The sequence below is a fragment of the Streptomyces sp. AM8-1-1 genome, assembly GCF_032229325.1.
Classification (GTDB): domain Bacteria; phylum Actinomycetota; class Actinomycetes; order Streptomycetales; family Streptomycetaceae; genus Streptomyces; species Streptomyces achmelvichensis.
This window is the reverse complement of record NZ_CP135086.1, coordinates 7,454,539-7,480,969: the sequence shown is the minus strand read 5'-3', so window position 1 is coordinate 7,480,969 and position 26,431 is coordinate 7,454,539. Positions and strand designations below refer to the sequence as shown.

Genomic DNA, 26,431 nt, shown 5'->3' with positions numbered 1-26,431 from the left:
TTCTCCTGTCCCGATGGTCGTCGTACGGATGGGCACGGGCGCCGCGCGCCGCGCCCGGAATCGGCTCAGCCGGCCTGGGCGAGTGACGGCGCGGCGGGTGCCTCGTGGACGGGCGGCGGGGCCTGCGCCAGGTGCTCACGCAGGGCGGCACGGTCGGGCTTGCCCGCCGGTGTCAACGGCAACTCGGCGACCACCAACAGCCGTTCGGGGTGCTTGCGCTGCTCCAGACCCCGCCGTGTCAGATGCCGGCCGAGCGAGTCGAGCGTGGGCACCTCGCCGGAGCGGGGAACGACGCACGCGGCGAGGCGCTCACCCATCAGGCGGTCCGGAACGCCGACGCACACCACGTCCCGTATCCGGGGATGGGAGCGCAACTCCCGCTCCACCTCGGCCGGGCTGATGTTGGCGCCGCCGCGGATGACGACGTCCTTGAGCCGTCCCACGATGTGCAGGGTGCCGTCCTCGTCGAGGAAGCCGAGGTCTCCGGTGCGCACCCAGCCGTCGGGCGTGCGGTAGCGGGCGTCGAGGTCGGGGGCGCCGACATAGCAGAGGGGGGTCATCGGGCCGCGGGCGATGATCTCACCGATGCCGCCCTCCGGCACCTCGGCGTGGGTGTCGGTGTCGGCGATACGGATCTCGGCCACCCGGGGGTCGGGGCGGCCGGCGACCACGCCGGACTCGTCGGTGGGCGGGGTCGTACTGCCCAGTCCCGTATGGCAGTTGACGCCGTCGGCGGAGCCGTAGAGGTTGACGACAGGGCAGCCGAACGCCTGAGCCGCGGCAGCCGCGGTGGGCTCGTCGAGCGGCGCCCCGCCGAGGATCAGCGCGGTGGGCGCAGGCAGCCTCTCGCCCTGCTTCTCGCCGGTGACCGGCTTCCTGTCGGTGACCGGCTTCCCACCGCTGACCGGCTTCTCGCTCGTGGCGTCGAGGCGTTCGAGCATCATGCGCACCATGGTCGGCACGCCGAGGATGTGCGTCGGCTCGTGTTCCGCCACCGCCGCGAGGGCTGCTTCGGGGGTGAAGTGGTCGAGGAGGATGAGCGTTCCGCCGTGCCGGGCAAGCGTGACCGCGGTGCCGTTGGAGCCGAAGGCGGAGGCGAGCGGTACCAGGAACAGACAGCGGGGCGGGGTCCCGTCGGGGATGAGTGAGGCGAGGAAGTTGCCGCGTCCGCCCGCGAGTGCGTTGTGCGAGTACGCGACCATCTTGGGCTCGGCCTCCGAGCCGGAGGACACGAGGATGCGGGCGGCGCTGTCGGGGTCGGGCCGTGCGGGGACGAAGCCGCTCGGGTCGGAGCGCAGCAGCGCGGAGAGCGGAATCGTGCCCTCGGGTGCGGCGCCCGGTCCCGCGGCGATCACGTGCCGCAGGGCGGGCAGCGCCGTGGACAGGGTGTGCAGTTCGGCCGCGTGGTGGGCGCCCCGGTGCTCGGTCGCCGCGATGACTGCCACGGCTTCGGCGCGGCGCAGCAGGCAATCGGCCTCCCGGCTGCCGCGCCCGACGGGGAACGGCAGGGCGACCGCGCCGAGGGCGGCGAGCGCCAGATCGGCGATGACGGCGTTGCGGCTATTGGGGAGCTGGACGCCGACCACGTCACCCGGGCGTATGCCGAGGTCTCTGAGGCCGGTGGCCAGACATCGCACCTTGCGGTCCAGCGCGGTGTAACAGAGTTTCCCCTTGGCATCGAGGACCGCGGTGTGGTGCAGGTCCATGATCTGACGGGCCCGGAAGAGGCTGTAGAGGTCCAGATCGGGGCAGGTGCCGTCGAGCACCCAGGACCGGCGCAGGTCCGCGGGCAGCAGGTCGTGCAGTTCGACGGTCATATGAAGCTCCAGGGGTCGGGAACGGCGGGGGCACCGTGCGCGTCGCGGCTGATCGAGCCGGCGAAGCGCGGGTCGTCGTGCAGTTCGGCGAGGTCGGTGGTGACACGGGTGGCGGTGAGACCGTGCGCACGCAGCTGCCGCAGCGCGTCGTCCGTCGGAAGGTCACGCAGGTCGTACGCGGCTGCCGCGGCGGCGCACGTGTCGCTCGACGCGACCCAGCCGTCGGCCGTGGGCAGCGGACGCCGGAACCCGGCGGGCCGCCTCGGGCTCTCACCGCGAGCCGCCCGGCTCAGGAAGGGGGTGGTCAGTGTGTCCGCGGCGCCGAGCAGCGAGGAGTCGACGCGCACGCCGTGCCCGGTGCGTTCCCGCAGGAGCAGCCCCGCGAGCACCGCCTCCGTGCCGAGCAGTCCGCCGAGTACGTCGAGCAGTGTCATCAGGGAGGGCGCGGGCGTCTCCCCGTCCGGGCGGACCGCCTCGCCGACACCGGTACGGGCCTGGACCATGAAGTCGGTGCCCATGGGGGCATCGGACAGGCGGCCGGCCCAGCCGCTGGTGTACGCGTAGACCAGGGCGGGGTTCACGGAGGCGAAGTCGCCCGCGTCCAGGCCGAGTTCCGCGGCCTTGTCCGGTGCCCAGTTGTGCAGGAACACATCGGCTTCCGCCGCCATCTCCCGCAGCAGACGGCGGCCGGCGGGCGCCTTGATGTCGGCCTCCACAGCCTGCTTGCCGCGATTGAGGGCGAGCCAGCGGGCGGAGACACCGGAGCACGCCGGCGGCATGCCCCGCAGCGGATCACCGCCCGGCGGCTCGATGCGGATCACGTCGGCGCCGAGCAGTCCCAGCAGGTGCGCGGCGAGCGGGGCCTGGATCCGGCGTCCTGCCTCCAGCACGGTCAGACCGGCGAGGGGGCGTTCGGGAGAGGGTGCGGACGCCGGGTGCGGACGGCCGGGGCCGAGGAGGTCCATGGACCAGGGCGGGGCACCGTCGTATTCGACGGCCCGTTCGGCGAGTGTGCGCAGGGCGCAGACCTCGGCCCCCGACAGGGAGGCGGCCTGGAGGATCCGCTGCCAGGGATGCGCCTGTGCCCTGGTGTGCAGTGCCTGGGGGAAGGGGGCACAGGCCGTGGCATAGCGGAACTGGAAGGGCCGCCAGCCGGCGCGTATTGCCTCCGGCGGCGCGCCCAGAGCACGCCAGAACGCGGCCCAGGCACCCGGGTCCAGGGTCTCCAGTTCGAAGTGGAGACCCTCGGACGAGACGAACGGCGGCCCGCCGGGGGCGAGTTCGGCTGCCTCGCCCTCGTCGGCCCCGGAGGCGGCGAGGTACTGGGAGACGGCGAGCAGCCCTGCACGCTGCGCGCTGGTGGTGACGTCGGCGGGCCCATCGCCACCGCGCGCCTGGGCCAGCAGCGCGGCGAGGAGGCCCTGCACGGTGAGCACGCCGGTGGCGACGGACGCATAGTCGACGGCCAGGCCACGCGGGTCGCCGTCGCGGCGGCCGTGCACGCTCATGATGCCGGTGGCGGCCTGCACGGTGGCCTCGTCGTCGATCCCAGTCCCCGGGGAGGCCCACGTCGCGCGGGCCCGAACGGGCGCGAAGTCCTCTCCGCTCAGCACCGTGCGGCCTGCCGACCCGGTCCCCGGCGCGGTGCCGGCCGGCTGCGCGCCGAGAAGGCGTAGATGCTCCGAGACCACGGTCATGAGCTGCGGCGGTCCCGAGGCGTCGAACCGCAGCGTGTCGAGTGGCCGGACCGCCTGCGTGGTGGCGGGTGATGCCATGCCTCTCCTCTCCTGGCGCGGCGGTGGCCGGCGCCCGGTCGTCCGGAACCCGGGAACTCGGGAACTCGGGAACCCGGGAACTCGGGGAACTCGGGAGCGTCCGCACCCGACCAGTTCCACGTGGAGACAGTCGGACAACCGTTCCCACAAGTTCCCGGCAACTCGAGGAGAGGCATGGCAGGTCGAGGCAGTGAGGGCGCGGGCCAACGGGGCGGACAACTGGCCGAGTTGCGTGAGCGTGTCGGCGCGTTCGTCCGCGATCGCGTGATTCCGTACGAACGGGTGTTGGACGCGGGTGGACCCGATGCCGTCGCCGCCTTGGGCGAGTTGCAGGGCAGAGCGAAGCAGGAGGGGCTGTGGGCCTTGCCGTTGCCCGTGCACCTGGGAGGCCGCGGCCTCACGTTCGGCGAGTACGCCGAACTGGCCGAGGCGGAGGGGGCGAGCGACCACGGACCCGCGGCACTGGGCTCCGCTCCCCTCCTGGATGTGTCGATGCTGGAGCGGCACGCGCAGAGCGGTGTCCGTGACCGGTATCTGCGGCGGCTCGTGGCCGGGGAGGCACGGACCTGCTACGCGATGACGGAGCCCGATGTTCCCGGCACGGACCCGTTCATGACCGAGACCCGTGCGGTGCGACAACGGGACGGCCGGTGGGCCGTCACGGGGCGCAAGTGGTTCACCTCCGGAGCCGCCGGCGCTGACCTCGTCACGGTGCTGGCCCGCACCGACGGGCGGGCGGGCGATCGCGAGGGGCTCTCCCTGCTGCTGGTGCCCACCGGCTCCCCCGGTTTCCGCGTCGTCCGTGAACTCCCGGTTCTCGGCGCGGCCGGCCAGTGGGAGATCGAACTCGACCAGGTCGGTGTACCCGCCGACCATCTCGTCGGCGCACGCGGCCAGGCGCTCACCGTTGCCGGTGAGCGCCTCCAGCGGGGCCGCACCCTACGGTGTCTGCGCTGGCTCGGCCAGGCCCGGCGGGCGTTCGATCTGATGTGTGAGCGGGCGGTCTCCCGCGGCGGATCCCGTGGCCCGCTCGCCGGCCACCAGCTCGTCCAGCAGCAGGTGTTCGACGCCCTGCTCGCCCTGCGCACCACGCGCCCTCTCGTCCATGAGGCAGTCGCTCTCATCGATTCGGGGAAGGACGCACACATCGAGGTGGGCCTCGCCAAGGTCGCGGCGGCCCGGATGCTCCAGCAGGTCACGGATGCGGCGATCCAGGTCCACGGCGCCGCCGGACTGGGCCCGGATACGGCACTGCCCGCACTCTTCCGCACGGGCCGCACCGCTCGCATCCTGGACGGGCCGGACGAGCTGCACATCACCGCTGTGGCGCGGCGGGTCCTGCGCGGGTACGGCGGGCCGAGTCCTACACGTCCGTGATGTCGACCGAGCCGGTGAGCGCCGCAAGCCCCAGGGCGAGGAAGAAGTCGCCCCAGACCAGTTCGTGCCGGACGGCGGTGCCCCGGCCGGCGTCGTAGCAGCCGTCCAGCAACATACCGGCGGGCCGATGTGCGCGAGGTCCGGACAGATGGGTGCCGACCAGGCGGCGCAGGATCTCGACGGCCCGGTCCGCGTACTGGGTCGCCCTCGGGCCCGGCAGACGGGCGAGTTTCAGCAGGGCGACAGCGGTGATCGCGGCGGCCGACGTGTCGAGGGGACCGTCGGGACGGGACGGGTCGGCATGCGGGACGAGCGGTTCGTCCAGCGCATGCGGGACGAGCGGTCCGTCCAGCACGGCCCCGAGCGCCAACAGGCGCTCGGCCGCCCCTGAGAGAGGCGCGGCCCGCGGTCCGGGGAGCGTCGGGAGATGCAGTGCGTCGGCGACCGCCAGGAGCAGCCATGCCCTCCCCCGGCTCCAGCCCCGCGGCGGGTCCTCGCAGGGCTGCCATCCCGACCCCGCGTCGTAGCACCAGGCGGGCTGTGTCCAGGGCCGGTGCTCGCTGCCGTCACCGAGGCAGAGTTCGAGATGGCGGTGCAGGTGTGCGCCTGCTGCCGCGGCTCCCTCGGGCCCGGCACCTGCCAGCAAGGGCACCATCCCCGGCACACCGTCCGCGCGGGCGAGGAGGCGAGGGCCTCCCAGCGCCGATCCCCAGGGGACGAGGCCGAGTTCGGGGTCCATGGCCTCCAGGCAGGTGCGCGCCGACCGCTCGCGCAGTGCAGTGGCCTGCGCGTCGTGGGAGGCCAGGGCGGTCCCGTACCAGAGGATCAGGCCCCGGGTGGCGGTGTCGGCGTCCGCCCACGGCGCCAGGCGCGCGGTGCACCGGGATGCGGCCGCCCGGTCGGCCGCGGCGCCCGTGTACCGCGCCCGCAACCACAACAGCCCGGCCCAGAATCCGCCCGTCCACGACCCGCGCCCCGTCGTTGCCCACCGCCCGCTGTCGGGGTCGGCGAACAGGGGAAAGCGTGTGCCGACCTCGAACTCGGTGACCGTCACGCGGCCGATCACCGCCTTCAGGGCGTCACCGGCCCAGTCCGTCGACGTCACGACGACCGGTCCGCGCGTCCTCGCCGGTCCCGTACGGCCCAGGTGAAGGCGACGGCACCCGCGGCGGCGAATTCCACCGCCACCAGAATCCAGCCGGCGCCGTACCGTCCCGCCTCCGCGAACAGGCCGAAGAGCGGGGGCCCCACCGCGAATCCGGCGAAGAATCCCGCGGCGACCAGCGCCGAGTCCTGTCCCGCCCGGCCCGGTGCGGCGCGTTGCACGACCAGCACCATGGAGACCGCGTTGCCCGACACCGCGAAGACACCGACCGCGACGGCAGCGGCCCACGCCAGGGGAGCTGCCGACAGCGCCGCCACGAGGAGAGCGGCCGCGCCCACGGCACCGACCGCAAGCCATCCGGGCAGCCATGCGGCGCGCCCGGGCCGGGCTGCCTTCGACCACCCCACCCGGCCGGCGATTCCCGCCACGCCGAGCACGGCCACGAGAGCGGCTGCCGTGCCGGGGCCCATCTCCAACTCCCGTACGCCGAACAGCGCGAGGTAGGTGTTGACCGAAGCGATACCGCTCCCCAGAAACAGCGAGAAGACGGCCAGCCAGGCGACGAAACCACGCGGCACCAGGGACGGCCGTGTGGCGGTCTGCGGTGGCGGCGGGTCGGCCGGAAGAGTGCGCAGCGCCCACAGTCCGGTCAGCAGGGCGGCGCCCGCGGCCGTCCAGACCGCGCCCCGCCACCCGATGCCTGCGGCCGCGGCGGCCAGCGGCAACCCCGCGGCGAACGCGCCCAGTTGGACACCGGACTGCTTCGTCCCTGTCACCGATCCGCGGCGTGCGGGTGGGACCGACCCGAGAATGGCCTTGTTCGTGGCCGGGTTGGCGAGCGCCTGGGGAACACCGCCCAGCGCGACCGCCGCCAGCAGCAGACCGGCGCCGGGCGCGGCGCCGATGAGGGCGAGTGCGACCGCGGACACCACCAGCAGGACGGCCATTGCGCGCCGCGGACCGATCCGGTCCACGATGCGCCCACCCACAGGGGACAGCACGGCGGCCGTCCCGAATCCGATCGTGGTGGTGAGGCCCAGCACGGTCGGTGATATCCCCAGTTCGTCCACGAGCCGAGGTCCGAGCGCGCCCAGCAGGAACAACTGAAGCATCGAGAAGGCCATGGCACAGGTCAGCAGTGCGGTGAGTGCACGGGCCTGCCGCTTGTCCGGCGGCGGCGCCGACGCCGTTGCCGCTGAGCCCTCTGCCGCCACCGTGTCTCCGTTCCCGCCACCGACATCTCCCCACCCGCCGCACCAGGAGTCGGACGCCCCAACGCCCTGGTTCCCCTGGGCAGTTGTGGCCTGCACCACATATCCGGCCCAGCATGAGGGGGCGCGTGGTGAATTCCGTACCGACGGGTGCCCGGCCACGAGGGGGAATGCAAGGATGAGGCCGCCATGATGTCGGGCCGGGGGTGTCGAGCGTTACGGGCCGCGGTGTTCGCCGCCGTCTGTGTGCTGCTCGCTGCCTTCGGCCACATCCTCATGTCCGGGACATCGGTTCCCTGGTGGGCGATGTCCACCGCGTTCGGCGCGACAACGGCCGGGGCCTGGGCCCTCGGCGGGCGCGAACGCGGACTACTCGTCGTCACCTCGGCGACCGTCGTGGCTCAGGCGGGGATGCACGCGTGCTTCTCCCTGGCACAGGCCATGGTGTACCCGTCGCCGCCGACGGCCAGTTCGCTGGCCCGGCAATGGGCCCGGTCCTTGGCGCTCGGGACGGCGGATTCCTCCGCACCGGCCTCCGGTACGGCCCTTGGGGGCGTCGGCAACGGCGGCCCTGCTCACCAGCCCGGCATGACGATGCCCCATGAGGGCATGGACGTCCACGATCACGCGCTGCACGGGTCGGCGGACGGGGCCACCGCCACCACGGCGTTGAGCGGCCACGACATGGGCGACATGTCACCGACCGGAATGCTGTCGGCGCACCTGCTGGCGTCACTGCTGTGCGGTCTGTGGCTCGCGTACGGAGAGCGGGCGGCGTTCCGCGTTCTGCGTTCGCTGGCCGGATGGCTGGTCGCTCCCCTGCGGCTGATGCTCCCTCGGCCCGCCCCGGTGCCCGGTTCACGCATCCGCGTACGCCGGAGCAGGCGAGCCCACGCGCCACGACGGCTCCTTCTCGCCCACGCCATCACCTCACGGGGTCCACCACCGGGGATCGCTGTCTTCTGACAGCTGGTTCCCCGGTGCCGCGGAGTCTTCCACGACGCGCATCGGGCATCGGCCGTGCCGTCCGGCAGGCCGTACCCCTCACCGGCCTCGCCCGTCGGCGCGACGCCGGAACCCGATTTCCCGTGAGGACTTCTGGCGATGACCCCTGCCTCGTACCCCTTGCACCGTCCCGTCGCAACCAGGCCGCCGCGCCATACCCCCGAAGGCGACGCGGCCGTGACCCGCCTGGCGCTCTCCGCTCGCGACGGCGATCCGGTGCGGGTCGACCGCTTCGTCCGCGCACTGCACCGCGACGTCTGGCGCTATGTGGCCTACCTCAGCGCCGACCCTCAGGCGGCCGACGACCTCACCCAGGACGTCTTCCTCCGGGCGCTCGGCAGCCTCCACCGTTTCGAGGGCCGTTCGTCCGCCCGCACCTGGCTGCTGTCCATCGCACGCCGCACCGTGGTGGACAGCCTGCGCCACGCGGCTGCCCGGCCGAAGCTCTCCGACAGGACCGACTGGCAGGCCGCCGCGGAACAGGCCCAGCCGCGGCACAGCCCCGGCTTCGAGGACGGCATCGCCCTCGCGGAACTCCTGGCCACGATCTCGGCCGAGCGCCGCGAGGCCTTCATCCTCACGCAGCTCCTGGGTCTGCCCTACGCGGAGGCGGCCGAGGCCCTCAACTGCCCGGTGGGAACGGTCCGTTCCCGGGTGGCCCGCGCGCGTGCCTCGCTCATCGAGCTGCTCGGCGACCCGGACGTCCCCCTCACCGCACCCGAGGGACGGGCGGCGCGGCGAGGCGTCGGCGGAGGCCGGTTCACGAACGGTCCCGAGCTCGTGGCCGTGACCGGCTGACCACCGGCTCCCCCGGGCACCCGCGGCGCGCCACGTGCCTCACCTCGGGTGCCCGGGCCGGCGGAGTGGTGACGACCGATGAGTTCCACCACGATCAGCGGTCAGTGAGGGAGAGTTGCGTAGCGCAGGGGAAGTCCGGTCGAAGCCGACCGGGCGAACCTGCCGACACCCGATCACGAGACACCTGGGAGACACTTCGATGCGCACCCTGATCAGCACCGCCTTCGTCTCGCTCGACGGCGTGGTGGAGGCCCCGGGCGGTGAGCCGGGCTACCGGAACTCGGGCTGGACCTTCAAGGACATGGAGTTCCTTCCCGAGGCGTACGAGATCAAGGGCAGGGAGCAGCAGGAAGCCACCGCGATGCTGCTGGGGCGGACCAGCTACGAGGCGTTCAGCCCGGTCTGGCCGGGCATGGAGGACTTCTCCGACTACAAGGAGATGCCGAAGTACGTCGTCTCCTCCACGCTGACCGACGACGACCTGGTGTCGGACTGGGGCCGGACCACCATCCTGCGTTCGCTCGACGAGGTTGCGGCCCTGAAGGAGACCGAGGGCGGCCCGATCATCATGCACGGCAGCGCCACCCTCAACCGGAGCCTCTCGGACGCCGGCCTGATCGACCGGTACCACCTGCTGGTCTTCCCGCTCCTGCTCGGCGCGGGCAAGCGCCTGTTCAGCGACACGGACAAGGACACCCAGAAGCTGGAGCTCGTCGAGCACGAGGCCTACGCCAACGGTCTGCAGAAGAACGTCTTCGACGTCGTCCGCTGACGACAGCCTCCTGGCGCGTGCCCGCACCGACGAGCCCTCGGCGAGTCCGTTGGTACAGGCGAGGGCATTGCGTGGGCGATCGGGTGACGTGGACGCCGGCCCCAGTGGCCGGCTGTCCGCCGGCGCGTTGTCCATGTGCAGTCCTCCCGCGTCCGGCGCCCCAGCTCTCATGCCACGGGGCGAGCCACGCGGTACTTCACGCGACAGGAGAATGTTCATGGCAATGAGGCATCCGTTGGGGCGGCGCATGGCCGCCCTGGCCACAGTGTTCGGGGCGAGTGTCGTCCTTCCGTTCGCGGTGGGCGCCACACCGGCACTGGCAGCGCCGGTGCTCGCCGTCGCGAAGTTCCACTCGGGCGACTTCGCCCGGGGCGAAACCGGGGTCTACAGCTTCCAGGTGAGCAACCGCAGCACCATCGACTCGACCGCCGGAACAGTGACCCTCACGGACACGCTGCCGGCGGGCCTGACCGTGAGCGGCACGCTGTCGCAGTCTTCCTGGGACTGCGACGTGAGCACGACGTCGATCACGTGCACCAACAACACCGTGGTGGAGCCGTTCCAGTCCTTTCCGGTACTCGAGCTGACGGTGTCGGTCGCCGAGGACGCTCCGTGCACGGTGACCAACACGGTCACGGTCTCGGGTGGAGGGAGCGCCGCGGCCTCGTACTCCGACCCCACGAACATCACCGGGGGCGACTGCGACGACGACAACGGCGGAGGCGGGGGCGGGGGCGAATCGATTCTTCCCATCAACCTCAACGGTGTCATCCCGCTGTTCAACAACATCAGCACGAACAGCAACATCAACAGCCCGGCCGCCGGCAACACCAGCCATCAGGTGTTCGGGCTGAACGCCCCGTGAGCAACCCCGGCCTCGCCGCGGGTACCCCAGGTACCCACCCCGTGGCCGGGATCAGAGGTGACACAGGCCAAGGCCCCCGGAGAGATCCGGGGGCCTCCTGGCAGGCAGGAATGACGGCACCTTCGATCCCCATGGATCCCGGTGCCGGCTGTGAGCCCTCGTCACGGCATCGTCATCGCCGCACCCGCGGCATCCCCAGTCCGATCCACGAAATGATCTCGCGCTGGATCTCGTTGTTCCCGCCGCCGAACGTGAAGATCACGGCCGACCGGTACCCGCGCTCCAGCTCGCCGTGGAGCACGGTGCCGGCCGAGCCCTCCTTGAGCGGGCCGGCCGCGCCCACCACTTCCATGAGCCAGGCGTAGGCGTCGCGGCGGGCCTCGGAGCCGAAGACCTTGACCGCGGAGGCGTCCTGCGGGGTGAGCGTGCCCTGCTGGACGGCGTTCACCATCTGCCAGTTGAGCAGCTTCATCGCGTCCAGCCGGGTGTGGGTGCGGGCCAGCCGGCCGCGCACCCAGCCGAGGTCGATGACCCGGCGGCCGTCCGCGAGTTTGGTGTCGGCCGCCCAGCGCTGGACGTTGTGCAGTGCCCGGATCGCCATGGTGCCGTGCGCGGCCAGGGTGACGCGTTCGTGGTTGAGCTGGTTGGTGATCAACCGCCAGCCCTTGTTCTCCTGGCCGACGCGGCGGGAGGCGGGGACGCGGATGTCCTCGTAGTAGCTGGCCGTCGTGTCGTGGGAGGCCAGGGTGTTGATCAGGGTGCAGGAGTAGCCGGGGTCGGACGTCGGCACGAGGAGCATGGTGATGCCCTTGTGGGGCGGTGCGCCGGGGTCGGTCCGCACGGCGAGCCACACCCAGTCGGCCGTGTCGCCGTTGGTGGTCCAGATCTTCTGTCCGTTGACGGTGTAGTGGCCGGTCTCCTCGTCGCCCTCGCGCACCGCGCGGGTCTTGAGAGCGGCGAGGTCCGTACCGGCGTCGGGCTCGCTGTAGCCGATGGCGAAGTCGATCTCGCCGGAGAGGATCTTCGGCAGGAAGTACGCCTTCTGCTCCTCGGTGCCGAACTGCATGATCGTCGGGCCGACCGTGTTCAGGGCCATCAGCGGCAGCGGTACGCCCGCCTGAGCGGCCTCGTCGAAGAAGATGAACTGCTCCATGGGGCTCAGCCCGCGCCCGCCGTACTCCGTCGGCCAGCCGACGCCGAGCCAGCCGTCCGTGCCGAGGCGGCGGACGGTCTCGCGGTAGAAGCGCTTCTGCTCGCCGGGGTCGGCGTAGCGGGCGTACACGTTGTCCGGCACCAGCCGGGCGAAGTAGGTGCGCAGTTCGGCGCGCAACTGCTGCTGTTCAGGCGTGTATTCGAGGTGCACGGCCCCTCCAGAGTCTCGCGACCGTCACGGCGCGGCGCACACGGTAGAACGTGTTGCAAGAATCCGGAAGGGCCACGGCCGCACGGAGGGGCGGGAGTCCGCCGGCCCCGGCCGTCGAACCCACCGGTCTCGGCCGTCGAACCCGACGGCCCCGGCCCCGAACCCGCCTACAGCGATGCGTATACGGCGGTCACCAGAGCCATCTTCCGGGGGTCGTCCGCGATGTGCGGACCCATACGGTTCATCACATAGCCGAGGCTCAGACCCGCCTCCGGATCGGCCAGACCGCACGAGCCGCCGAAGCCGTCGTGGCCCACGGCACGGGGGTTGGGGCCGTACGAACCGTTCTCGCCGCTGAGCCAGAGGCCGAGCGCCACCTCGGTGTCGTGCTGGAAACCCCTGCCGAGCACCAGGTCACGGCAGCTGCCCTGGCCCTCGCGGACCCGTTCGGCGGCCTCCGGGGACAGGATGCGCCGGCCGCCGTGCTCGCCCCGCCCGGCGAAGATCCCGTAGAGCGCGGCGACTCCACGGGCCGTGCCGTGTCCGTTGGCCGCCGGGATCTGGGCCGCGCGCCACTCGGGGGTGTTGGCGTCCGCCGCGCCGACGATCGGGTTGACCAGCGCGGCCAGCGCGACGGGAGTCATCTGGGCGAAGATCGCGGCCTGTTCGCTCGACGGCGCGGCCGGGGGATGCACCAGGTCGGCGGCCCGCCCCGCCTCCTTCTCCGGCAGCCCGATGGTGAAGTCGATGCCGAGCGGTCCGGTGACCTCCTTCTGGAGCAACTCCCCCGGGAGCAGCCCGCAGACACGTCTGACGACCTCGCCGACCAGGAAGCCGTACGTCATGGCGTGGTAGCCGGACTGGGTGCCTGGCTCCCACCACGGCTCCTCGGCGGCGAGAGCGGCGCAGGTCAGCTCCCAGTCGTAGAGGTCCTCAAGGGTGTGCAGTTCACGCAGTCCCGCGAGTCCGGCACGGTGGGAGAGGAGGTGGCGGACGAGGATGCCGTTCTTGCCCGCCGCGGCGAACTCGGGCCAGTACGTGGCGACGGGCGCGTCCAGGTCCAACTCGCCCCGGTCGGCGAGCAGATGGGCGCACAGGGCGGTGGCGCCCTTGGTGGTCGACCAGACGTTGACCAGGGTCTCGCGCTCCCAGGGCCGGGTGCGGGCCTCGTCCGCCCAGCCGCCCCACAGGTCGACCACGGTTTCGCCGTCGTGGATCACGGAGACGGCGGCCCCCAGCTCGCCCCGGTCGCGGAAGTTCTCCTCGAAGGCCTCGCGCACCGACCGGAAGCGGTCGTCGCAGTGTCCGTCGATCGTGGGTGCGCTCTGAGACATGGGCCCTCCGTCGCCTCGGCCGGGTGGTCCGGCCTGCCGTGTCCGACTGATACCGAACATACCGACCGGTCGGACTGCCGGGAAGGGTTCCGCTTCGTGTGCACGGGGTCGCGTGCGCGAGGATGGGACCGAAGATCCGCACCCGGGAAGGACCTTATCGATGGCCCGCGACGACTCCGTACTCCTGCACACCGAGGGCCACGCCGCGTACATCACGCTCAATCGCCCCCGGGCGATCAACGCCCTCACCCATCCCATGGTTCACGCCGTCGACGAGGCGCTCACCGCATGGGAGCACGACGACGCCGTGCGCGTCGTCGTGATCGCCGGTGCGGGCGAGCGGGGGCTGTGCGCGGGAGGCGACATCCGGGCCATCCGCACGGCGGCGCTCGCCGGGGACCGGACCGCCACGGACTTCTGGCGGGACGAGTACCGGCTCAACGCCCGTATCGCGCGCTACCCCAAGCCGTACGTCGCCGTGATGGACGGAATCGTCATGGGCGGCGGGGTCGGCATCTCCGCGCACGGCGACGTCCGGATCGTCACCGAGCGCTCCAGGGTCGCCATGCCCGAGACCGGCATCGGCTTCGTACCCGACGTCGGCGGTACGCATCTGCTGTCCCGTGCGCCGGGCGAGCTGGGCACCCATCTCGCGCTCACCGGGCTTCCGGTGGGCGCGGGCGACGCCTTGCTGTGCGGGCTCGCCGATCACTTCGTGCCGTCCGGGCGTCTGCCGGAGCTCACCGCATCGCTCGCCCGGCTGGAGGTGGCGGACGCGCTGCGCACGTACACCGGACACGCGCCCGAGGGTGAACTGGCCGCGCACCGCGGGTGGATCGACGCCTGCTACGCGAGCGACTCGGTGGAGGAGATCCTCGACCGGCTGGTCGCTTACGGCGAGCCGGCGGCGAAGGAAGCAGCCGAGACGATCCTGACGCGGTCGCCCACCGCCGTGAAGGTGACCCTGGCGGCGCTGCGGCGGGCCCGGGCGCTCGGCGCGCTCGAACCGGTCCTGGACCAGGAGTTCCGGGTGTCGTCGGCCGCCTTCTCCCGGCCGGATCTGGCCGAGGGGGTGCGTGCCCAGGTCGTCGACAAGGACCGCAGGCCGCAGTGGTCGCCGGCGCTGCTGTCGCAGGTGACGGACGAGGACGTGGAGCGGTTCTTCGAGCCGCTGGGGGATGACGAACTCGGGCTGGCAAAGGGCTGACCGGGCCCCGGGCGGGCCGGCGACAGCACGGTCTGCGTCCGGGCCGGTGCCCGCGGTCGAACCCCCGTACTCGTGGCCGGAGTGGCGACAACGACTGACGATTACGGACACGGCCTACGGCCAGGGCTGCCCGGTGCGGGGGCTTCCCGCACGGCGAGCGGGGTCCGTCCTTTCCGTCCCCGTCCGCCGTGCGGTCATGCATGCCGTCGTCCGGCTACGACGCCCGTTCTCCCGCCGCCTGACGGGCGATCCGCAGCTCCACGCTCCGGGTGTTTCCGCCCACGGTCACCGCGAGGGTCACCGTGCCCGGTCTCAGCGCCGTGAGCCGTCCCGTCGCCGGGTCGAACGCCGCCGCGTGTCGCTGACGGGCGTCATCAGGGTCGCCGATGTACAGATTCAGCGATCCCGTCCAGTCCGCGCTGACGGGGAAGGCGACCGGGACCGTGCGCGTGCCCTGCACGACCGTCGCCCGGACGTCCGCGCTGTTCCCGGGAGGCAGCGATCCGGGCGCCTCCAGGGTGAGGGCGTCGACATGGGCCCGCGTCTGGACGGACACCCAGTCCGGCCGCCCCTCCCACGGACGGTGCCGGGCGATCAGCTGCTCGCCCGGGCTCACCTCGTCGACCCCGACGAGCGACCATCCGGTGAAGCCGCCCTCGCCGGCCGGGCCCGCCGGTGCCTTCCCCGAGTTGCCGTTGATCAGATACGGGACGCCGTCCACGTGCTCGGCGTGGAAGACGCCCACATGGCTGCCGATCAGCCCCGCGCCCTTTCCTGTCGTACGGCGGAAGTCCGCGAGCCACCGCTCGATCAGCGCGGCCTCCTTGCGGTCGCTGAGCTGACTGCCCTTCTGCACGGTGGGATCGCGCGGCGGCACATGCTCGACGACCATCACCGAACCCACGGCCGGGTCCTTCGCCGCCGCGTCCAGCTGGGCACGTACCGCCTTGATCTGCTCGAAGCCGCCGCCGCGCAGCGTCAGGCTCGATGTGTCGAGCGTCAGGAAGCGAGTGCCGCGATGGTCGAAGGTGCGGTGGGCGGGGCCGAACTCGGCGATGAAGTTGTCGATTCTGCCGCCCATCACCTCGTGGTTGCCGGGCACGTAGTACCAGGGCAGATCGCCGCCCAGTTCCTCGGTGAGCACCTGCCGGGCGAACGCCAGGTCCGCGGGTGATCCCTCGTCCACGAGGTCGCCGTTGACGACGACGAAGTCCGCCCCGGACGCCTTGATCTCCCGCAGGGTGCGCCGGGCCTGCCGGACGATCGCGCTGTCGGGGTCGCGGGCGACGAACTGTGCGTCGGACATGACGGCGAACCGCCAGTCCCGGTCCCCCGTCTCGGCAGCGGAGTCGATCAGCGGGTCGGCGGTGCGCGGCAGGTCGGGCAGCGCGATGTCGGGCGGGACCTGCGCGGACAGTCCGTCGATCACGACGCGTCCGGTGTACTGCCGGGCCGCGGCGGTCTCCGCGAGGTAGAAGCGGTGCACCGACAGCGGTATGGCGACGCCCGCAGGCACGCTGAAGGTGACCTGACGCCAGCCGGTCCAGTCGACGTACGGCCCTCGCAGCAACTGGTCCGAGCCCGCCGCGTCCTTGAGATGCAGGGTCGGCCAGGCGCCGTTGCCGTCTCCGTCGATCCACAGGGTGAAGGACTGTGGGCGCCCCGGTACGGGAATCGGCCGCGGCGGGTTGGCGTAGGCGGCTCGTGTGGCGGTCGAGCGGGTGAAGTCGTACGTCAGCTCCAGTCCGGTGCCGCTCTGCCCGTCGGGGACGGCCGCGACCGCGCCGGCCGCGCGGGCGTGGCTGAAGGTCCAGGAGCCGGCGTCGTCGAAGGAGGAGACCGGCTGTTCGGCCAGGCCCACACTGACGGCCAGGGACGTGGTGACGCCCGCGGCCCTGACGGTGATCTGCCCGGCGCCGCCGCCCGTGCGGGAGGTCACCGTGAAGCCACCGGCTCCGTCGTCCTCGACGTCGAACCTCGTGCGGTCGTAGGTGAGTTCCAGATCGGCGGGTTCGACCGGGGCACTGTTGCCCTGTGCGTCGTGACCGACGATGCCGAAGCTTCCGGTGGCGTCGCCGTCGGCGAGCCCGATACGCCGGGTGGTCGGCTCGATGCGGGCGAGATCGTCGAGCACGGTGAGTTCCGTACTGCCCTGGGCTCCGGCCCGTTCGGCGCGTATCACGGCCGTCCCGCTGTCGCGGGCGTGGAAGATTCCTCGTTCGTCGACCCGGCCGACGGAGGGCCGCAACGAGCGCCATCGGGGTGCGCCGGCCGCCGGCCCGTAGCTCTCGTCGTATCCGGCGGCGGTGAGGCGGCGGGTCAGTCCCGGGAACACCCGCTCCGGGTGACCGCCCCTGACCGGGTCGGCGGTGGGCGCCGAGCCGGGAGGTGTGCGGGTCTCCACCCAGTAGCCGCGGAGCCTGCCGCTGCCGTCGGGCGCGGTGAACGCGAGTCCGTTGGGGACGGTGCGCTCGCTGCCGTCGGAGGGACTGTTCTCCACCTGGAGCGCGTCGCTGCCGGGTTCGCGGGCGAGCAGCGTGGACGAGCCGCCGCCGTCGAGGTTGAGCGCGCTGTGGGCGCCGGCCCGCTTCATCATCAGACCGAGTTCGGTGAGGGTGACTCCGCCACTGTCGGCCTGCCGTCCGTCGACGGTGATGACCTGCATGGCGCTGCCGTCCCGGGAGAAGCCGACGGCCGTGCGGGGGGCCGCGATGTTGTTGCCCTCTCCCTCGTGGTTCTGCGGTGTGCCGTCGACGACGAGGAGTTCGCGGCCGCCGACCGCGGTGCGCGGGACGGGGCCGCTGTCGGTGCGCGGCCGGTACGTGGTCGACACCGGGTCGCCGGGCCGCAGCGCGGCGAGCGCGGTCGCGCCGGCCTCCCGCCCGACGAGCACGGTGGTGCCGTCGGCGACGGGCCCGCTGCCCGGCCGGTCGGTGACGGAAACGACCTTGCCGTCCTGGACGAGCACCTCGGCGACGGGGGTTGCCGCATCCACGGTCAGCGCACGGTCGGCGCTGCCCCATGCCGCGTTGTAGGCCCCGATGCCGCCGGGCGGGACGTTCGCGGCGTTGTACGCCGCGAGCGGGTGCTGCCCGCCGGGCAGGGTCAGCGTGCCCTCGAAGTAGAGCTGGAGGACGCGTCCCGCGCCTTCCGGCCCGATGCCGACGGCGCGGTTGGCCCCTTCGGCCGGCGAGTGGGTGACCTTGCCGTCCTTGATGCCGGGGCCCTGCGGGGCGCCGGTCTGGTTGATGTCGAAGAAGTCCGCGTTGATCGCGGCGACCGTACGCCGGCCGGGGCCCGCGTCGTGCGCGGCCGCGAGCCGGGACACCGTGGAGCGTTCGGAGACCTTGCCCGAGGACAGGTAGTCGGCCCGCACGCGGCCGCCGTCGAGGTCGACGGAGAGCGCGTCGACCCGCAGCCATCTGTCGGACTCGAGCCGGTCGTACGAGGTGAGCCGGACGCCCGGAGCGATCGGCCGGGAGCTGCGCGCCGTCTCGATGCCGTCGCCGTCGGCGACGGTTCTCGCGCTGCCGGGAGCTCCGCTCGCGGGCGGCGGCGCAACGGGACGCAACACTTCCGTTGCGTCGCGCGGGCGGGGGTCGGGGGTCGAGTCGGCGGCGGCCGGGAGACCCCCGCCGCCAGGGCGGATGCCGTCGCGATCAGCACGACGGCCCGTCTTGCTCTGCCTGGGATCACAACTACTCCTGGATCACGGCTGGTTGAGCGCGCAGTAAGCGCTGTCGGCGGACAGCATCGCGGCGCTCGGGCCGTTGCACCAGAGGGCTTGAGGGACCGTCGGGAGAACAGGCGCTGTCATGATCGTGGACGCCTTGCGATCCTGACCGCCCCGGCCGGGCCACATTCGCGAAAGAATGCCGTAACAATTCACCATGCGAGACGACTCCCACAGCGCATTGACGCGGCCTGAAATCGCTGCCATTCTCGCCGATGTGAGTCAAGCTGACATTCTCGTATCGCGCCTGCACGTCGACCTTCGACGGCACGCCAGCGCACTCTGTGCCGCCGGCCGCTGAAACACGCCCAGCTGACCTCTCCTCCCGTGCACGTCCCACCTCCAGTGGACTTCTGACGGCCTGAAACCTTTCGCACCCCGTCACGCGGTGATGGCACCGGCAGGACCTTTCCCGGCTTTTTCCCTGCCGTCTTGCGCCGACTCTTTCCTGAATGCATTGCGTCCTTCTCGCGCGCTTTTCAGGCACCTTCGCGTACCCGAAACGGAATGACATGACTTTCTCCAGGCGAAGCTTCCTCGTGCTCTCCGGCATCTCCGCACTCGCGGCCGCCGGGTGCGGCACCGCGAGTGGCAGCGGCATCCGTAATACCAAGACACTCCGCTATCAGGGCTCGGCCGGTGCCGTCACCCCGCCCGAACTCGCCGCATCACTCGGCTATCTGGGCGATCTGAAACTGGACTGGGTGGGCGACACCATCAGTGGCCCCCAGGACATCCAGACCGCCGCGTCGGGCCAGACCGACTTCGGCGGCGCGTTCAACGGGGCCGTGGTCAAACTGGCCTCCCGCAAGGCTCCCATCAAGGCGGTCATCAGCTATTACGGCTCCGACAAATACGCCTTCAGCGGCTTCTACGTCACCGAGAACAGCGCGATTCGTTCCCCGCGCGACCTCATCGGCAAAAAGGTCGGAATGAACACCCTCGGCGCCCATCACGAGGCGATGCTCGACATCTACCTCAAGAAGAACGGGCTGAGCCGCGCCGAGGCCAAGCAGGTCGAGCGGATCGTGATTCCGCCCGTCAACACCGAACAGTCGCTGCGTCAGCGGCAGATCGACGTGGGCGTCCTCGGCGGCATCCTGCGCGACAAGGCCCTGGAGGCGGGCGGGGTGCGCAAGCTGTTCAGCGACTTCGACCTCCGCGGTGCCTTCAGCGCCGGCACCTATGTCTTCACCGAGCGCTTCATCAAGCAGAACCCCGAGACGGCGAAGACCTTCGTCACCGGGGTGGGCAGGGCCCTGGACTGGTCCCGTACGACACCCCGCGAGGAGGTCGTCGCGAGGATGACCGAGATCGTCGCCAAGCGGAAGAGGAACGAGACCGACGCCGCGCTCAAGTACTGGCGCTCCTACGGAGTGTCCGCGCCCGGCGGCCGGATCGCGGAGAAGGAGCTGTCGGACTGGGCGGACTGGCTCACCGAGCGCGGCGACCTCGAGTCCGGCCGGGTGAAGGTGCCGGACCTCTACACCAATGAGTTCAACGCGGGCAAGAAGACGGGGAGCTGACCGATGACGGCGAAAATCAGTTTCCAGGGTGTCGGCAAGACCTTTCCCGTGCGCGGGAAGCAGACGCCGGTGACAGCGCTGGACGGTATCGACCTCGACATCGCCCCCGGCGAGTTCCTGGTCGTGGTGGGTCCGAGCGGCTGCGGGAAGTCCACGCTCCTCGATCTCCTCGGCGGACTGGCCGAGCCCACCGAGGGCCGCATTCTGCTGGACGGCCGGCCGGTCTCCGGACCGGGTCTCGACCGGGGCATCGTCTTCCAGCAGTACGCCCTGCTCCCCTGGCGGACCGCCCAGGGCAACGTGGAGTTCGGGCTCGAGGCGACCCGGGTGCCGCGCCGCGAGCGGGCCGCGCGGGCCCGGGAGTACCTCGCGCTCGTCGGTCTCGACGGCTTCGAGAACCGGCATCCGCACGAGCTGTCCGGCGGTATGCGCCAGCGCGTGGCGATCGCCCGCAGCCTTGCCTACGACCCCGATGTGCTGCTGATGGACGAACCGTTCGCGGCGCTCGACGCCCAGACCCGCGAGTCGCTCCAGGACGAGCTGCTGCGGATCTGGCAGCGCACCGGCAAGACGATCGTGTTCATCACGCACGGCATCGACGAGGCGGTGCACCTCGGGCAGCGTGTCGCGGTGCTCACCTCCCGGCCCGGCCGGATCAAGGAGGTCGTGCCGATCGACCTGGGCGACCGCGATGCCGCCGCCGATCCGCGTTCCAGCCCCGCGTTCGCGCACCACCGCCATCAGATCTGGAGCCTGCTGCGCGACGAGGTCAGCCGCGCGCAGCAGCAGGAGAGGGAGGCCGTCACACCATGAGCATCACCACCGAGAAAGCCGCCACGGCGACCGCCGAGCAGGCTGCGACGAAGGCCCCCGAGGCGGCCGGCCCGGCACGGAGCGGGGATGCGACCCCGGTGGCCCCCGTCCGCAAGGGCACACTCCCCCGCGTGGCCGGTCTCACCGGGCGCGCCCTGCTGACCGTGGTCACCAGGACGGTCGCCGTCGCCGCGCTCCTGGCTCTGTGGGAGATCGCCCCCCGCCTCGGGCTCGTCGACCGGACGTTCCTGCCGCCCTTCTCCGAGGTCGCCGTCGCCTGGTGGGGGCTGCTGACGGACGGTCAGCTCGCCCAGCACGCGCAGGCCAGCCTGGTGCGCTCGCTGTCCGGATTCGGGCTCGCGGTGGCGCTCGCCGTACCGCTCGGACTTCTCATCGGCTGGTACCGGCCGCTCGCCGACCTCCTCGGGCCGCTGCTGGAGGTGTTCCGCAACACCGCCGCGCTGGCCCTGCTGCCGGTCTTCGTCCTCCTGCTCGGCATCGGGGAGACCTCGAAGATCTCCATCGTGCTCTACGCGTGCACCTGGCCCATCCTGCTGAACACCATCAGCGCCGTGCGCAGCGTCGATCCGACCCTTCTGCGGCTCGCCCGTTCGATGGACCTGCCCGCCCCGAAGATCTTCCAGAAGGTCATCCTGCCCGCCTCGGTGCCCACCGTCTTCACGGGCATCCGGCTGGCCGGCGCGATCGCCATCCTCGTCCTGGTCGCCGCCGAGATGGTGGGCGCCAAGGCCGGCCTCGGCTACCTCGTCAACTCCTCGCAGTTCAACTTCGCGATCCCCGAGATGTACGCCGGGATCATCACCATCTCCGCCATCGGCGTGGCCTTCAACCAGCTGCTCGTGGCCCTGGAGCGCCGCTTCACCTCCTGGCGCACCCCGACCGGAAACTAGAGGAAACAGCAGATGTCAGCCGAGACTCCCCGTCAGTTCCATCTCAATGCGTTCCTCATGAACGCCGGCCACCACGACGCCGCCTGGCGCCATCCGCGCACCCAGCCGGAGCGCATCACCGATCTGTCCTACTTCCAGGAGCTGGCCCGCACCGCCGAGCGCGGGAAGCTGGACTCGCTCTTCCTCGCGGACGGCGTCGCGCTGTGGGGCAACGCCCGCTACAACGCGGTCGGCGGCTTCGAACCGCTCACCCTGCTCTCCGCGCTGGCCGTCGCCACGGAGCACATCGGGCTGATCGCCACCGTCTCCACCACCTTCAACGAACCCTTCCACGTGGCGCGGAAGTTCGCCTCGCTGGACCATCTGAGCGGCGGCCGCGCCGGCTGGAACATCGTCACCTCGGGCAATGTCGCCGAGGCCAGGAACTTCGGCCGCGAGGAGCATCTGGAGCACGCAGTGCGCTACGAGCGTGCCTCCGAGTTCCTGGAGGTGACGAAGCAGCTCTGGGACAGCTGGCGGGACGACGCCCCCGTCATCGACCGCGAGCGCGGGGTCTACTCCGAGGAGGGTGCGGTCAGCGCCATCGGCCACCGCGGTACCCACTTCCGTGTCGACGGACCGCTCAATGTGCAGCGCTCCCCCCAGGGTCATCCGCTGCTGGTGCAGGCCGGATCGTCCGAGAACGGCAAGGAGTTCGCGGCCCGGTACGCGGAGGCCGTCTTCACCGCCCAGCAGACGCTGGCCGACGGGCAGACCTTCTACAAGGACCTGAAGTCACGGCTCGCGAAGTACGGCCGCGGACCGGAACAGCTCAAGATCCTGCCCGGCATCTGCCCGGTCATCGGCGGCACGGAGGCCGAAGCACTGGCGCTCGAGGACGAACTGACCGAGCTTCAGGTTCCCGCGTACGGGCTTCAGCAGCTGTCCGGGATGCTCGGCACCGATCTCACCGGGCTGCCGCTGGACGGCCCGCTTCCCGACCTCCCGGAAGAGCAGGACATCAACGGCAACAAGTCCCGCTTCACGCTGGTGGCGGAGCTCGCCCGGCGCGAGGAGCTCACCATCCGGCAGCTCATCGCCCGCCTCGGCGGCGGTCGCGGCCACCGCGTCTTCGCCGGGACGCCGGAACAGATCGCGGACCAGCTGGAGACGTGGTTCGCCGAGGGTGCCGCGGACGGCTTCAACATCATGCCGCCGTATCTCCCGGGCGGGCTCGACGACTTCGTGGACCAGGTGGTCCCGCTGCTTCAGGACCGCGGTCTGTTCCGCACCGAGTACACCGGGCGCACCCTGCGCGACCACTACGGCCTGGAGCGCCCCGCGGGCCGCACCGTCCTGGCCTCCTGACCCCTCTCCGGGCCACCGCACGTCCTCGGCCAAGCCCCCTCGAAATCCCTACGAAAGGCAGCAATCCGCATGAGCAGCACCGGTTTCGACATCCGCCGCATCGGCGGCCGCATCGGCGCGGAGATCCTCGGCGTCGACATCTCCGGGGAGCTCGACCCCGCGATCACCGCCGAGATCAACGCGGCACTCCTGGAACACAAAGCGCTCTTCTTCCGTGACCAGGATCTCGACGACGCCGCCCAGATACGCTTCGCCTCCCTCTTCGGCGAACTGACCACCGCCCATCCGACGGTCCCGTCCGTCGACGGCCGGCCCAACATCCTCCCGGTGGACGGCGACGAGGGCATCCGCGCCAACCAGTGGCACACCGATGTCACCTTCGTCCGAACCCCGCCGAAGGCGTCCACGCTGCGCAGCCTGGTCGTCCCTCCGTACGGCGGCAACACCCTGATCGCCAACTCGGCGGCCGCCTACCGGGATCTGCCCGACGCGCTGCGTGAGCTGGCCGACCGGTTGTGGGCGGTGCACACCAACGCCTACGACTACGCGGAGCCGAAGTCCGAGAAGGCCGCGGAGCACCGGCGGCAGTTCGTGTCCACCAAATACCGCACCGAGCACCCGGTGGTGCGCGTCCACCCCGAGTCGGGCGAACGGGGCCTGTTCATCGGAGGGTTCGCCCAGTCCCTGGTGGGTCTGTCGCCGTCCGAGTCCCGCGACATCCTGCGGATCCTCCAGGCGTATGTGACCCGCCCGGAGAACGTGGTGCGCTGGACGTGGGCGCCGGGCGACCTGGTCCTGTTCGACAACCGCATCACCCAGCACTACGCCCCGGACGACTACGGCGACCTGCCGCGCCTGCTGCACCGCGTGACGGTCGCGGGTGACGTTCCGGTCGGCATCGACGGCACGGCGAGCCGGATCGTCGAGGGCGACGAGGCCGCGCACTACACCCCGTCCGCGGCCTGACATACCGCAACACACGGCGGGCCGGACGTCCTGTGACGTCCGGCCCGCTTGTCACGTCGCTCTCACCGGCCCGTCACGGGCCGGCGTGCGGTCTCAGGCGGTGTTGCGGCGCTTGCGCGCGGCCCACATGATGCCGCCGCCCGCGACGATGACCACGGCGGCAGCGCCGGCGATCAGCGGGGTGGAGCTGGAGGAGCCGGTCTCGGCCAGGTCGTCGCTGCCCGCGTTGGGGGTCGGCGCGCTGGAGGGGACCGGGGCGTCGGTGGTGGGCGGCGTGGTGCTCGGCGCCTCGGACGGGGTCGGCGCGGAGGAGCTCGGGGTGTCCGACGGCGTCGCCGACGGCGGCGGGTTGTCGTCGTCCTCGCACACCGGCGCCGTCTTGGTGTCGTCGACCGAGAACTGCTCGCCGTCGCTCGCCTTCACGACCAGTCGGAGGGTGAGCTCCTTGTCGTGCTTCGGAAGCTCGATCTTCTTGTGGAACTCGTTCTGGAACGTCTCGGTGGGCAGCAGGTCCTTGCCGTCCGCGGTGATCGTCACGGTGTTCTCGGACTTGGCGCCGTAGGCGGTCAGGTCGACGCTGACCTCGGTGCAGCTCGCCGACCACTTCGGCGTGTGGGCGAACGCCGGGCCGGCGGCCAGGCCGACGCCGAGGACGCCGGCGGCCGCGACCGCTATGAGGGCCCCGGAACGCCGCCGCGATGTGTTGCTGGTTGTCACTGATTCCTCCACTGTTACCGCGCCACCCTTCTGGCGGTGCGCGCACAGTACCGCCACCACCTCACCTGTGGGCACCCGCCCCACCCCCCTCTTCCGGTTTCTAAACCTCCTCATTACCCGGGCTTGTCGCAGCAGTTGGCGTGAAGCGATCGTTCACGCGGGAGTTCGCGCAGATTGTCCCGGGGTACCTGGTCACGGCACTCGTCCATGCCGCCCGGGCACGGCCGGTGCTCAACCGGCCCCCTACCTACGGTGAGAACAGTGGATCGCCGACAGACCGACGCCAGGACCCGGATCACTGTGCTGGTCGCGCTCGCGGCCAACCTGCTGATCGCCGCCGCCAAAGCGGCCGGCGGGCTCGTCACGGCGTCGCCCGCACTGCTCTCCGAGGCGGCGCACTCCGTCGCGGACAGCGTCAACGAAGTCTTCCTGCTGGTCGCGCTGCGCCGCAGCCGCCGCTCGCCCGACGCCCGCCATCCCTTCGGCTACGGCAAGGAGCGCTACTTCTGGTCGCTGCTGGCCGCCGTCGGCATCTTCGTCATGGGCGGCTGCTTCTCCTTCTACCAGGGCATCCACGCGCTCGGCGAGGACAAGCAGGAGTCGCACGCCGGCTATCTCGCGGGGCTGGCGGTACTCGCCGTCGCCCTGATCGCCGAGGGCGGTTCACTGGTGCGCGCGCTCTACCAGTTGCGCAGGCAGAAGGAGGGCGCGGCCGATCCCGCCCTGCGCACGGTCATAGCCGAGGACGGCACGGCCGTGCTCGGTGTGCTGCTCGCGATGGCCGGAATGGGACTCCACATGATCACCGGCCAGGTCGTCTGGGAAGCGTCGGCCTCGCTCGCGATCGGTCTGCTGCTCGTGTACGTCGCCTACCGGCTCGGCCGGGAGGCCCGCGACCGGCTGATCGGCGAGGCGGTGACTCCCGAACTGCGGGAGAGCCTCAGCGAATTCCTGCACCGCCAGCCCGAGATCGACAATGTCGCTGAGCTGCTCACCATGCGGCTCGGGATGGACTCGACGCTCGTCGCCGCGCGCGTCGATCTGACACCGGGGTTCGACAGCGAGGAGGTCGAACTCGTCTGTGTGCGGATCAAGAAGAGGATCGCCGCCACCTGGCCGCAGGCCGACCATGTCTTCCTGGACATCACCGAGGCGCCCGCGGCCTGAAAGGACCGACCGCGGCGCCGGCCCGGGAGGTGGTCGGATCCATGCCCCCGCAGCGTCGGTCGGATCAGCGCCGTTGCAGCGTCGTCGGATCAGTCCTCCGGCTTGTTCGGCTGGGACTGCACGTCATCGGCGTGCCGGATACGGGCCCAGGCCGGCAGCAGGAACCAGCAGATGACGAACCAGCCAACCATCGCGACCACGAGCCAGATGGCCAGGGAGTTGTGCAGTGCCACCCGCAGGATGAGCAGCAGTGCGGAAGCCATGGTGCAGAGCAGGAGGACGAGCCCGAGGACGGTGAGACGGGAGGCCCACACCACCGTCTGCGGCTTCAGTCGCTTGCCGGTCAGCAGACGATGGAAGGACACGGGCCCTATGAGGGCCCCGGTGGTGGCCGCCCCCAGCATGACGGTCGCCACATAGATGTCCTGATCGGTCCCGGAGAGACCGGTGAACCGGGGCTGGAAGACCACGGTCAGCAGGAATCCGAACAAGATCTGGACACCGGTCTGGGCGACGCGCAGTTCCTGGAGGAGATCGGACCACTTCCGGTCGGCCCTTTCCTCCTCCGTCTCCTCCCGGCCGCGATCCCGGTCGGCCTCTGTCCGCGCCATCGGGAGCCTCC

At 71.4% G+C, this 26,431-nt stretch carries 22 protein-coding genes; 13 read left to right on the top strand and 9 right to left on the bottom strand.

Features of this window, described 5'->3' with window-relative positions; all coding sequences use genetic code 11:
* Window positions 1-65: 65 nt before the first annotated feature.
* Window positions 66-1,817: a class I adenylate-forming enzyme family protein gene (locus tag RPQ07_RS33395; protein WP_313947972.1), complete on the bottom strand. Its 1,752-nt coding sequence runs from the start codon at window positions 1,815-1,817 to the stop codon at window positions 66-68.
* Window positions 1,814-3,592 carry a CoA transferase gene (locus RPQ07_RS33390; protein WP_313947971.1) on the bottom strand — a complete coding sequence of 593 codons (1,779 nt, stop codon included), beginning with the start codon at window positions 3,590-3,592 and terminating at the stop codon, window positions 1,814-1,816. Before RPQ07_RS33390 ends, RPQ07_RS33395 begins: the two co-directional genes overlap by 4 nt.
* A gap of 174 nt (window positions 3,593-3,766) precedes the next feature.
* Between RPQ07_RS33390 and RPQ07_RS33385 the strand changes: the two genes are divergently transcribed.
* On the top strand, window positions 3,767-4,969 hold the full coding sequence (locus tag RPQ07_RS33385) for an acyl-CoA dehydrogenase family protein (RefSeq protein WP_313947970.1): 1,203 nt from the start codon (window positions 3,767-3,769) through the stop codon (window positions 4,967-4,969).
* Here RPQ07_RS33385 and RPQ07_RS33380 read toward each other — a convergent pair.
* Window positions 4,956-6,074 (bottom strand): sugar ABC transporter permease, encoded by a 1,119-nt coding sequence (locus tag RPQ07_RS33380; RefSeq protein ID WP_313947969.1) that lies wholly within the window; start codon window positions 6,072-6,074, stop codon window positions 4,956-4,958. The genes RPQ07_RS33385 and RPQ07_RS33380 overlap by 14 nt on opposite strands.
* Complete coding sequence (locus tag RPQ07_RS33375; protein ID WP_313949113.1) at window positions 6,071-7,198, bottom strand: MFS transporter; 1,128 nt, start codon at window positions 7,196-7,198, stop codon at window positions 6,071-6,073. Before RPQ07_RS33375 ends, RPQ07_RS33380 begins: the two co-directional genes overlap by 4 nt.
* A 276-nt stretch (window positions 7,199-7,474) precedes the next feature.
* Between RPQ07_RS33375 and RPQ07_RS33370 the strand changes: the two genes are divergently transcribed.
* From RPQ07_RS33370 to RPQ07_RS33355, 4 genes are all read left to right on the top strand, one after another.
* Window positions 7,475-8,251 carry a hypothetical protein gene (locus tag RPQ07_RS33370; RefSeq protein ID WP_313947968.1) on the top strand — a complete coding sequence of 259 codons (777 nt, stop codon included), beginning with the start codon at window positions 7,475-7,477 and terminating at the stop codon, window positions 8,249-8,251.
* A gap of 138 nt (window positions 8,252-8,389) precedes the next feature.
* On the top strand, window positions 8,390-9,088 hold the full coding sequence (locus tag RPQ07_RS33365; RefSeq protein ID WP_313947967.1) for a sigma-70 family RNA polymerase sigma factor: 699 nt from the start codon (window positions 8,390-8,392) through the stop codon (window positions 9,086-9,088).
* Window positions 9,089-9,287: 199 nt separating this feature from the next.
* Complete coding sequence (locus RPQ07_RS33360; RefSeq protein WP_313947966.1) at window positions 9,288-9,860, top strand: dihydrofolate reductase family protein; 573 nt, start codon at window positions 9,288-9,290, stop codon at window positions 9,858-9,860.
* Between the two features lie 217 nt (window positions 9,861-10,077).
* Window positions 10,078-10,725, top strand: a complete 648-nt coding sequence (locus RPQ07_RS33355) for a hypothetical protein (RefSeq protein WP_313947965.1) — start codon at window positions 10,078-10,080, stop codon at window positions 10,723-10,725.
* 172 nt (window positions 10,726-10,897) lie between these two features.
* Here the strand turns inward: RPQ07_RS33355 and RPQ07_RS33350 are convergent, their stop codons facing one another.
* Window positions 10,898-12,088 carry an acyl-CoA dehydrogenase family protein gene (locus RPQ07_RS33350; protein ID WP_313947964.1) on the bottom strand — a complete coding sequence of 397 codons (1,191 nt, stop codon included), beginning with the start codon at window positions 12,086-12,088 and terminating at the stop codon, window positions 10,898-10,900.
* 167 nt (window positions 12,089-12,255) lie between these two features.
* Window positions 12,256-13,422 carry a serine hydrolase domain-containing protein gene (locus tag RPQ07_RS33345; RefSeq protein WP_313947963.1) on the bottom strand — a complete coding sequence of 389 codons (1,167 nt, stop codon included), beginning with the start codon at window positions 13,420-13,422 and terminating at the stop codon, window positions 12,256-12,258.
* Window positions 13,423-13,582: 160 nt separating this feature from the next.
* On the opposite strand from RPQ07_RS33345, the gene RPQ07_RS33340 reads away from it, so the two are divergent.
* A complete protein-coding gene (locus RPQ07_RS33340; protein WP_313947962.1) occupies window positions 13,583-14,629 on the top strand; it encodes an enoyl-CoA hydratase/isomerase family protein in 1,047 nt (348 codons plus the stop codon).
* Window positions 14,630-14,843: 214 nt separating this feature from the next.
* Here RPQ07_RS33340 and RPQ07_RS33335 read toward each other — a convergent pair whose 3' ends face one another.
* Window positions 14,844-18,203 (bottom strand): phosphodiester glycosidase family protein, encoded by a 3,360-nt coding sequence (locus tag RPQ07_RS33335; protein ID WP_413777802.1) that lies wholly within the window; start codon window positions 18,201-18,203, stop codon window positions 14,844-14,846.
* Window positions 18,204-18,519: 316 nt separating this feature from the next.
* Between RPQ07_RS33335 and RPQ07_RS37850 the strand changes: the two genes are divergently transcribed.
* The 6 genes from RPQ07_RS37850 (at window position 18,520) to RPQ07_RS33310 (ending at window position 23,925) form a co-directional block, all read left to right on the top strand.
* Complete coding sequence (locus RPQ07_RS37850; RefSeq protein ID WP_383233353.1) at window positions 18,520-18,663, top strand: putative leader peptide; 144 nt, start codon at window positions 18,520-18,522, stop codon at window positions 18,661-18,663.
* Window positions 18,664-18,874: 211 nt separating this feature from the next.
* Complete coding sequence (locus RPQ07_RS33330; protein WP_313947961.1) at window positions 18,875-19,888, top strand: ABC transporter substrate-binding protein; 1,014 nt, start codon at window positions 18,875-18,877, stop codon at window positions 19,886-19,888.
* A 3-nt stretch (window positions 19,889-19,891) separates the two neighbouring features.
* Entirely contained in the window at window positions 19,892-20,701 is an 810-nt protein-coding gene (locus RPQ07_RS33325; RefSeq protein ID WP_313947960.1) for an ABC transporter ATP-binding protein, read from the top strand.
* On the top strand, window positions 20,698-21,612 hold the full coding sequence (locus tag RPQ07_RS33320; RefSeq protein ID WP_313947959.1) for an ABC transporter permease: 915 nt from the start codon (window positions 20,698-20,700) through the stop codon (window positions 21,610-21,612). Before RPQ07_RS33325 ends, RPQ07_RS33320 begins: the two co-directional genes overlap by 4 nt.
* Window positions 21,613-21,624: 12 nt before the next feature.
* Window positions 21,625-22,959, top strand: a complete 1,335-nt coding sequence (locus tag RPQ07_RS33315; RefSeq protein WP_313947958.1) for an LLM class flavin-dependent oxidoreductase — start codon at window positions 21,625-21,627, stop codon at window positions 22,957-22,959.
* A 69-nt stretch (window positions 22,960-23,028) separates the two neighbouring features.
* Entirely contained in the window at window positions 23,029-23,925 is an 897-nt protein-coding gene (locus tag RPQ07_RS33310; protein ID WP_313947956.1) for a TauD/TfdA family dioxygenase, read from the top strand.
* 93 nt (window positions 23,926-24,018) lie between these two features.
* Here the strand turns inward: RPQ07_RS33310 and RPQ07_RS33305 are convergent, their stop codons facing one another.
* Window positions 24,019-24,642 carry an LAETG motif-containing sortase-dependent surface protein gene (locus tag RPQ07_RS33305; protein ID WP_313947955.1) on the bottom strand — a complete coding sequence of 208 codons (624 nt, stop codon included), beginning with the start codon at window positions 24,640-24,642 and terminating at the stop codon, window positions 24,019-24,021.
* A 207-nt stretch (window positions 24,643-24,849) separates the two neighbouring features.
* Between RPQ07_RS33305 and RPQ07_RS33300 the strand changes: the two genes are divergently transcribed.
* Window positions 24,850-25,809, top strand: coding sequence for a cation diffusion facilitator family transporter (locus RPQ07_RS33300; protein ID WP_413777801.1), 960 nt, complete (start codon window positions 24,850-24,852; stop codon window positions 25,807-25,809).
* 89 nt (window positions 25,810-25,898) lie between these two features.
* Here the strand turns inward: RPQ07_RS33300 and RPQ07_RS33295 are convergent, their stop codons facing one another.
* On the bottom strand, window positions 25,899-26,420 hold the full coding sequence (locus RPQ07_RS33295) for a DUF6328 family protein (protein WP_313947953.1): 522 nt from the start codon (window positions 26,418-26,420) through the stop codon (window positions 25,899-25,901).
* Between the last annotated feature and the right edge of the window lie 11 nt (window positions 26,421-26,431).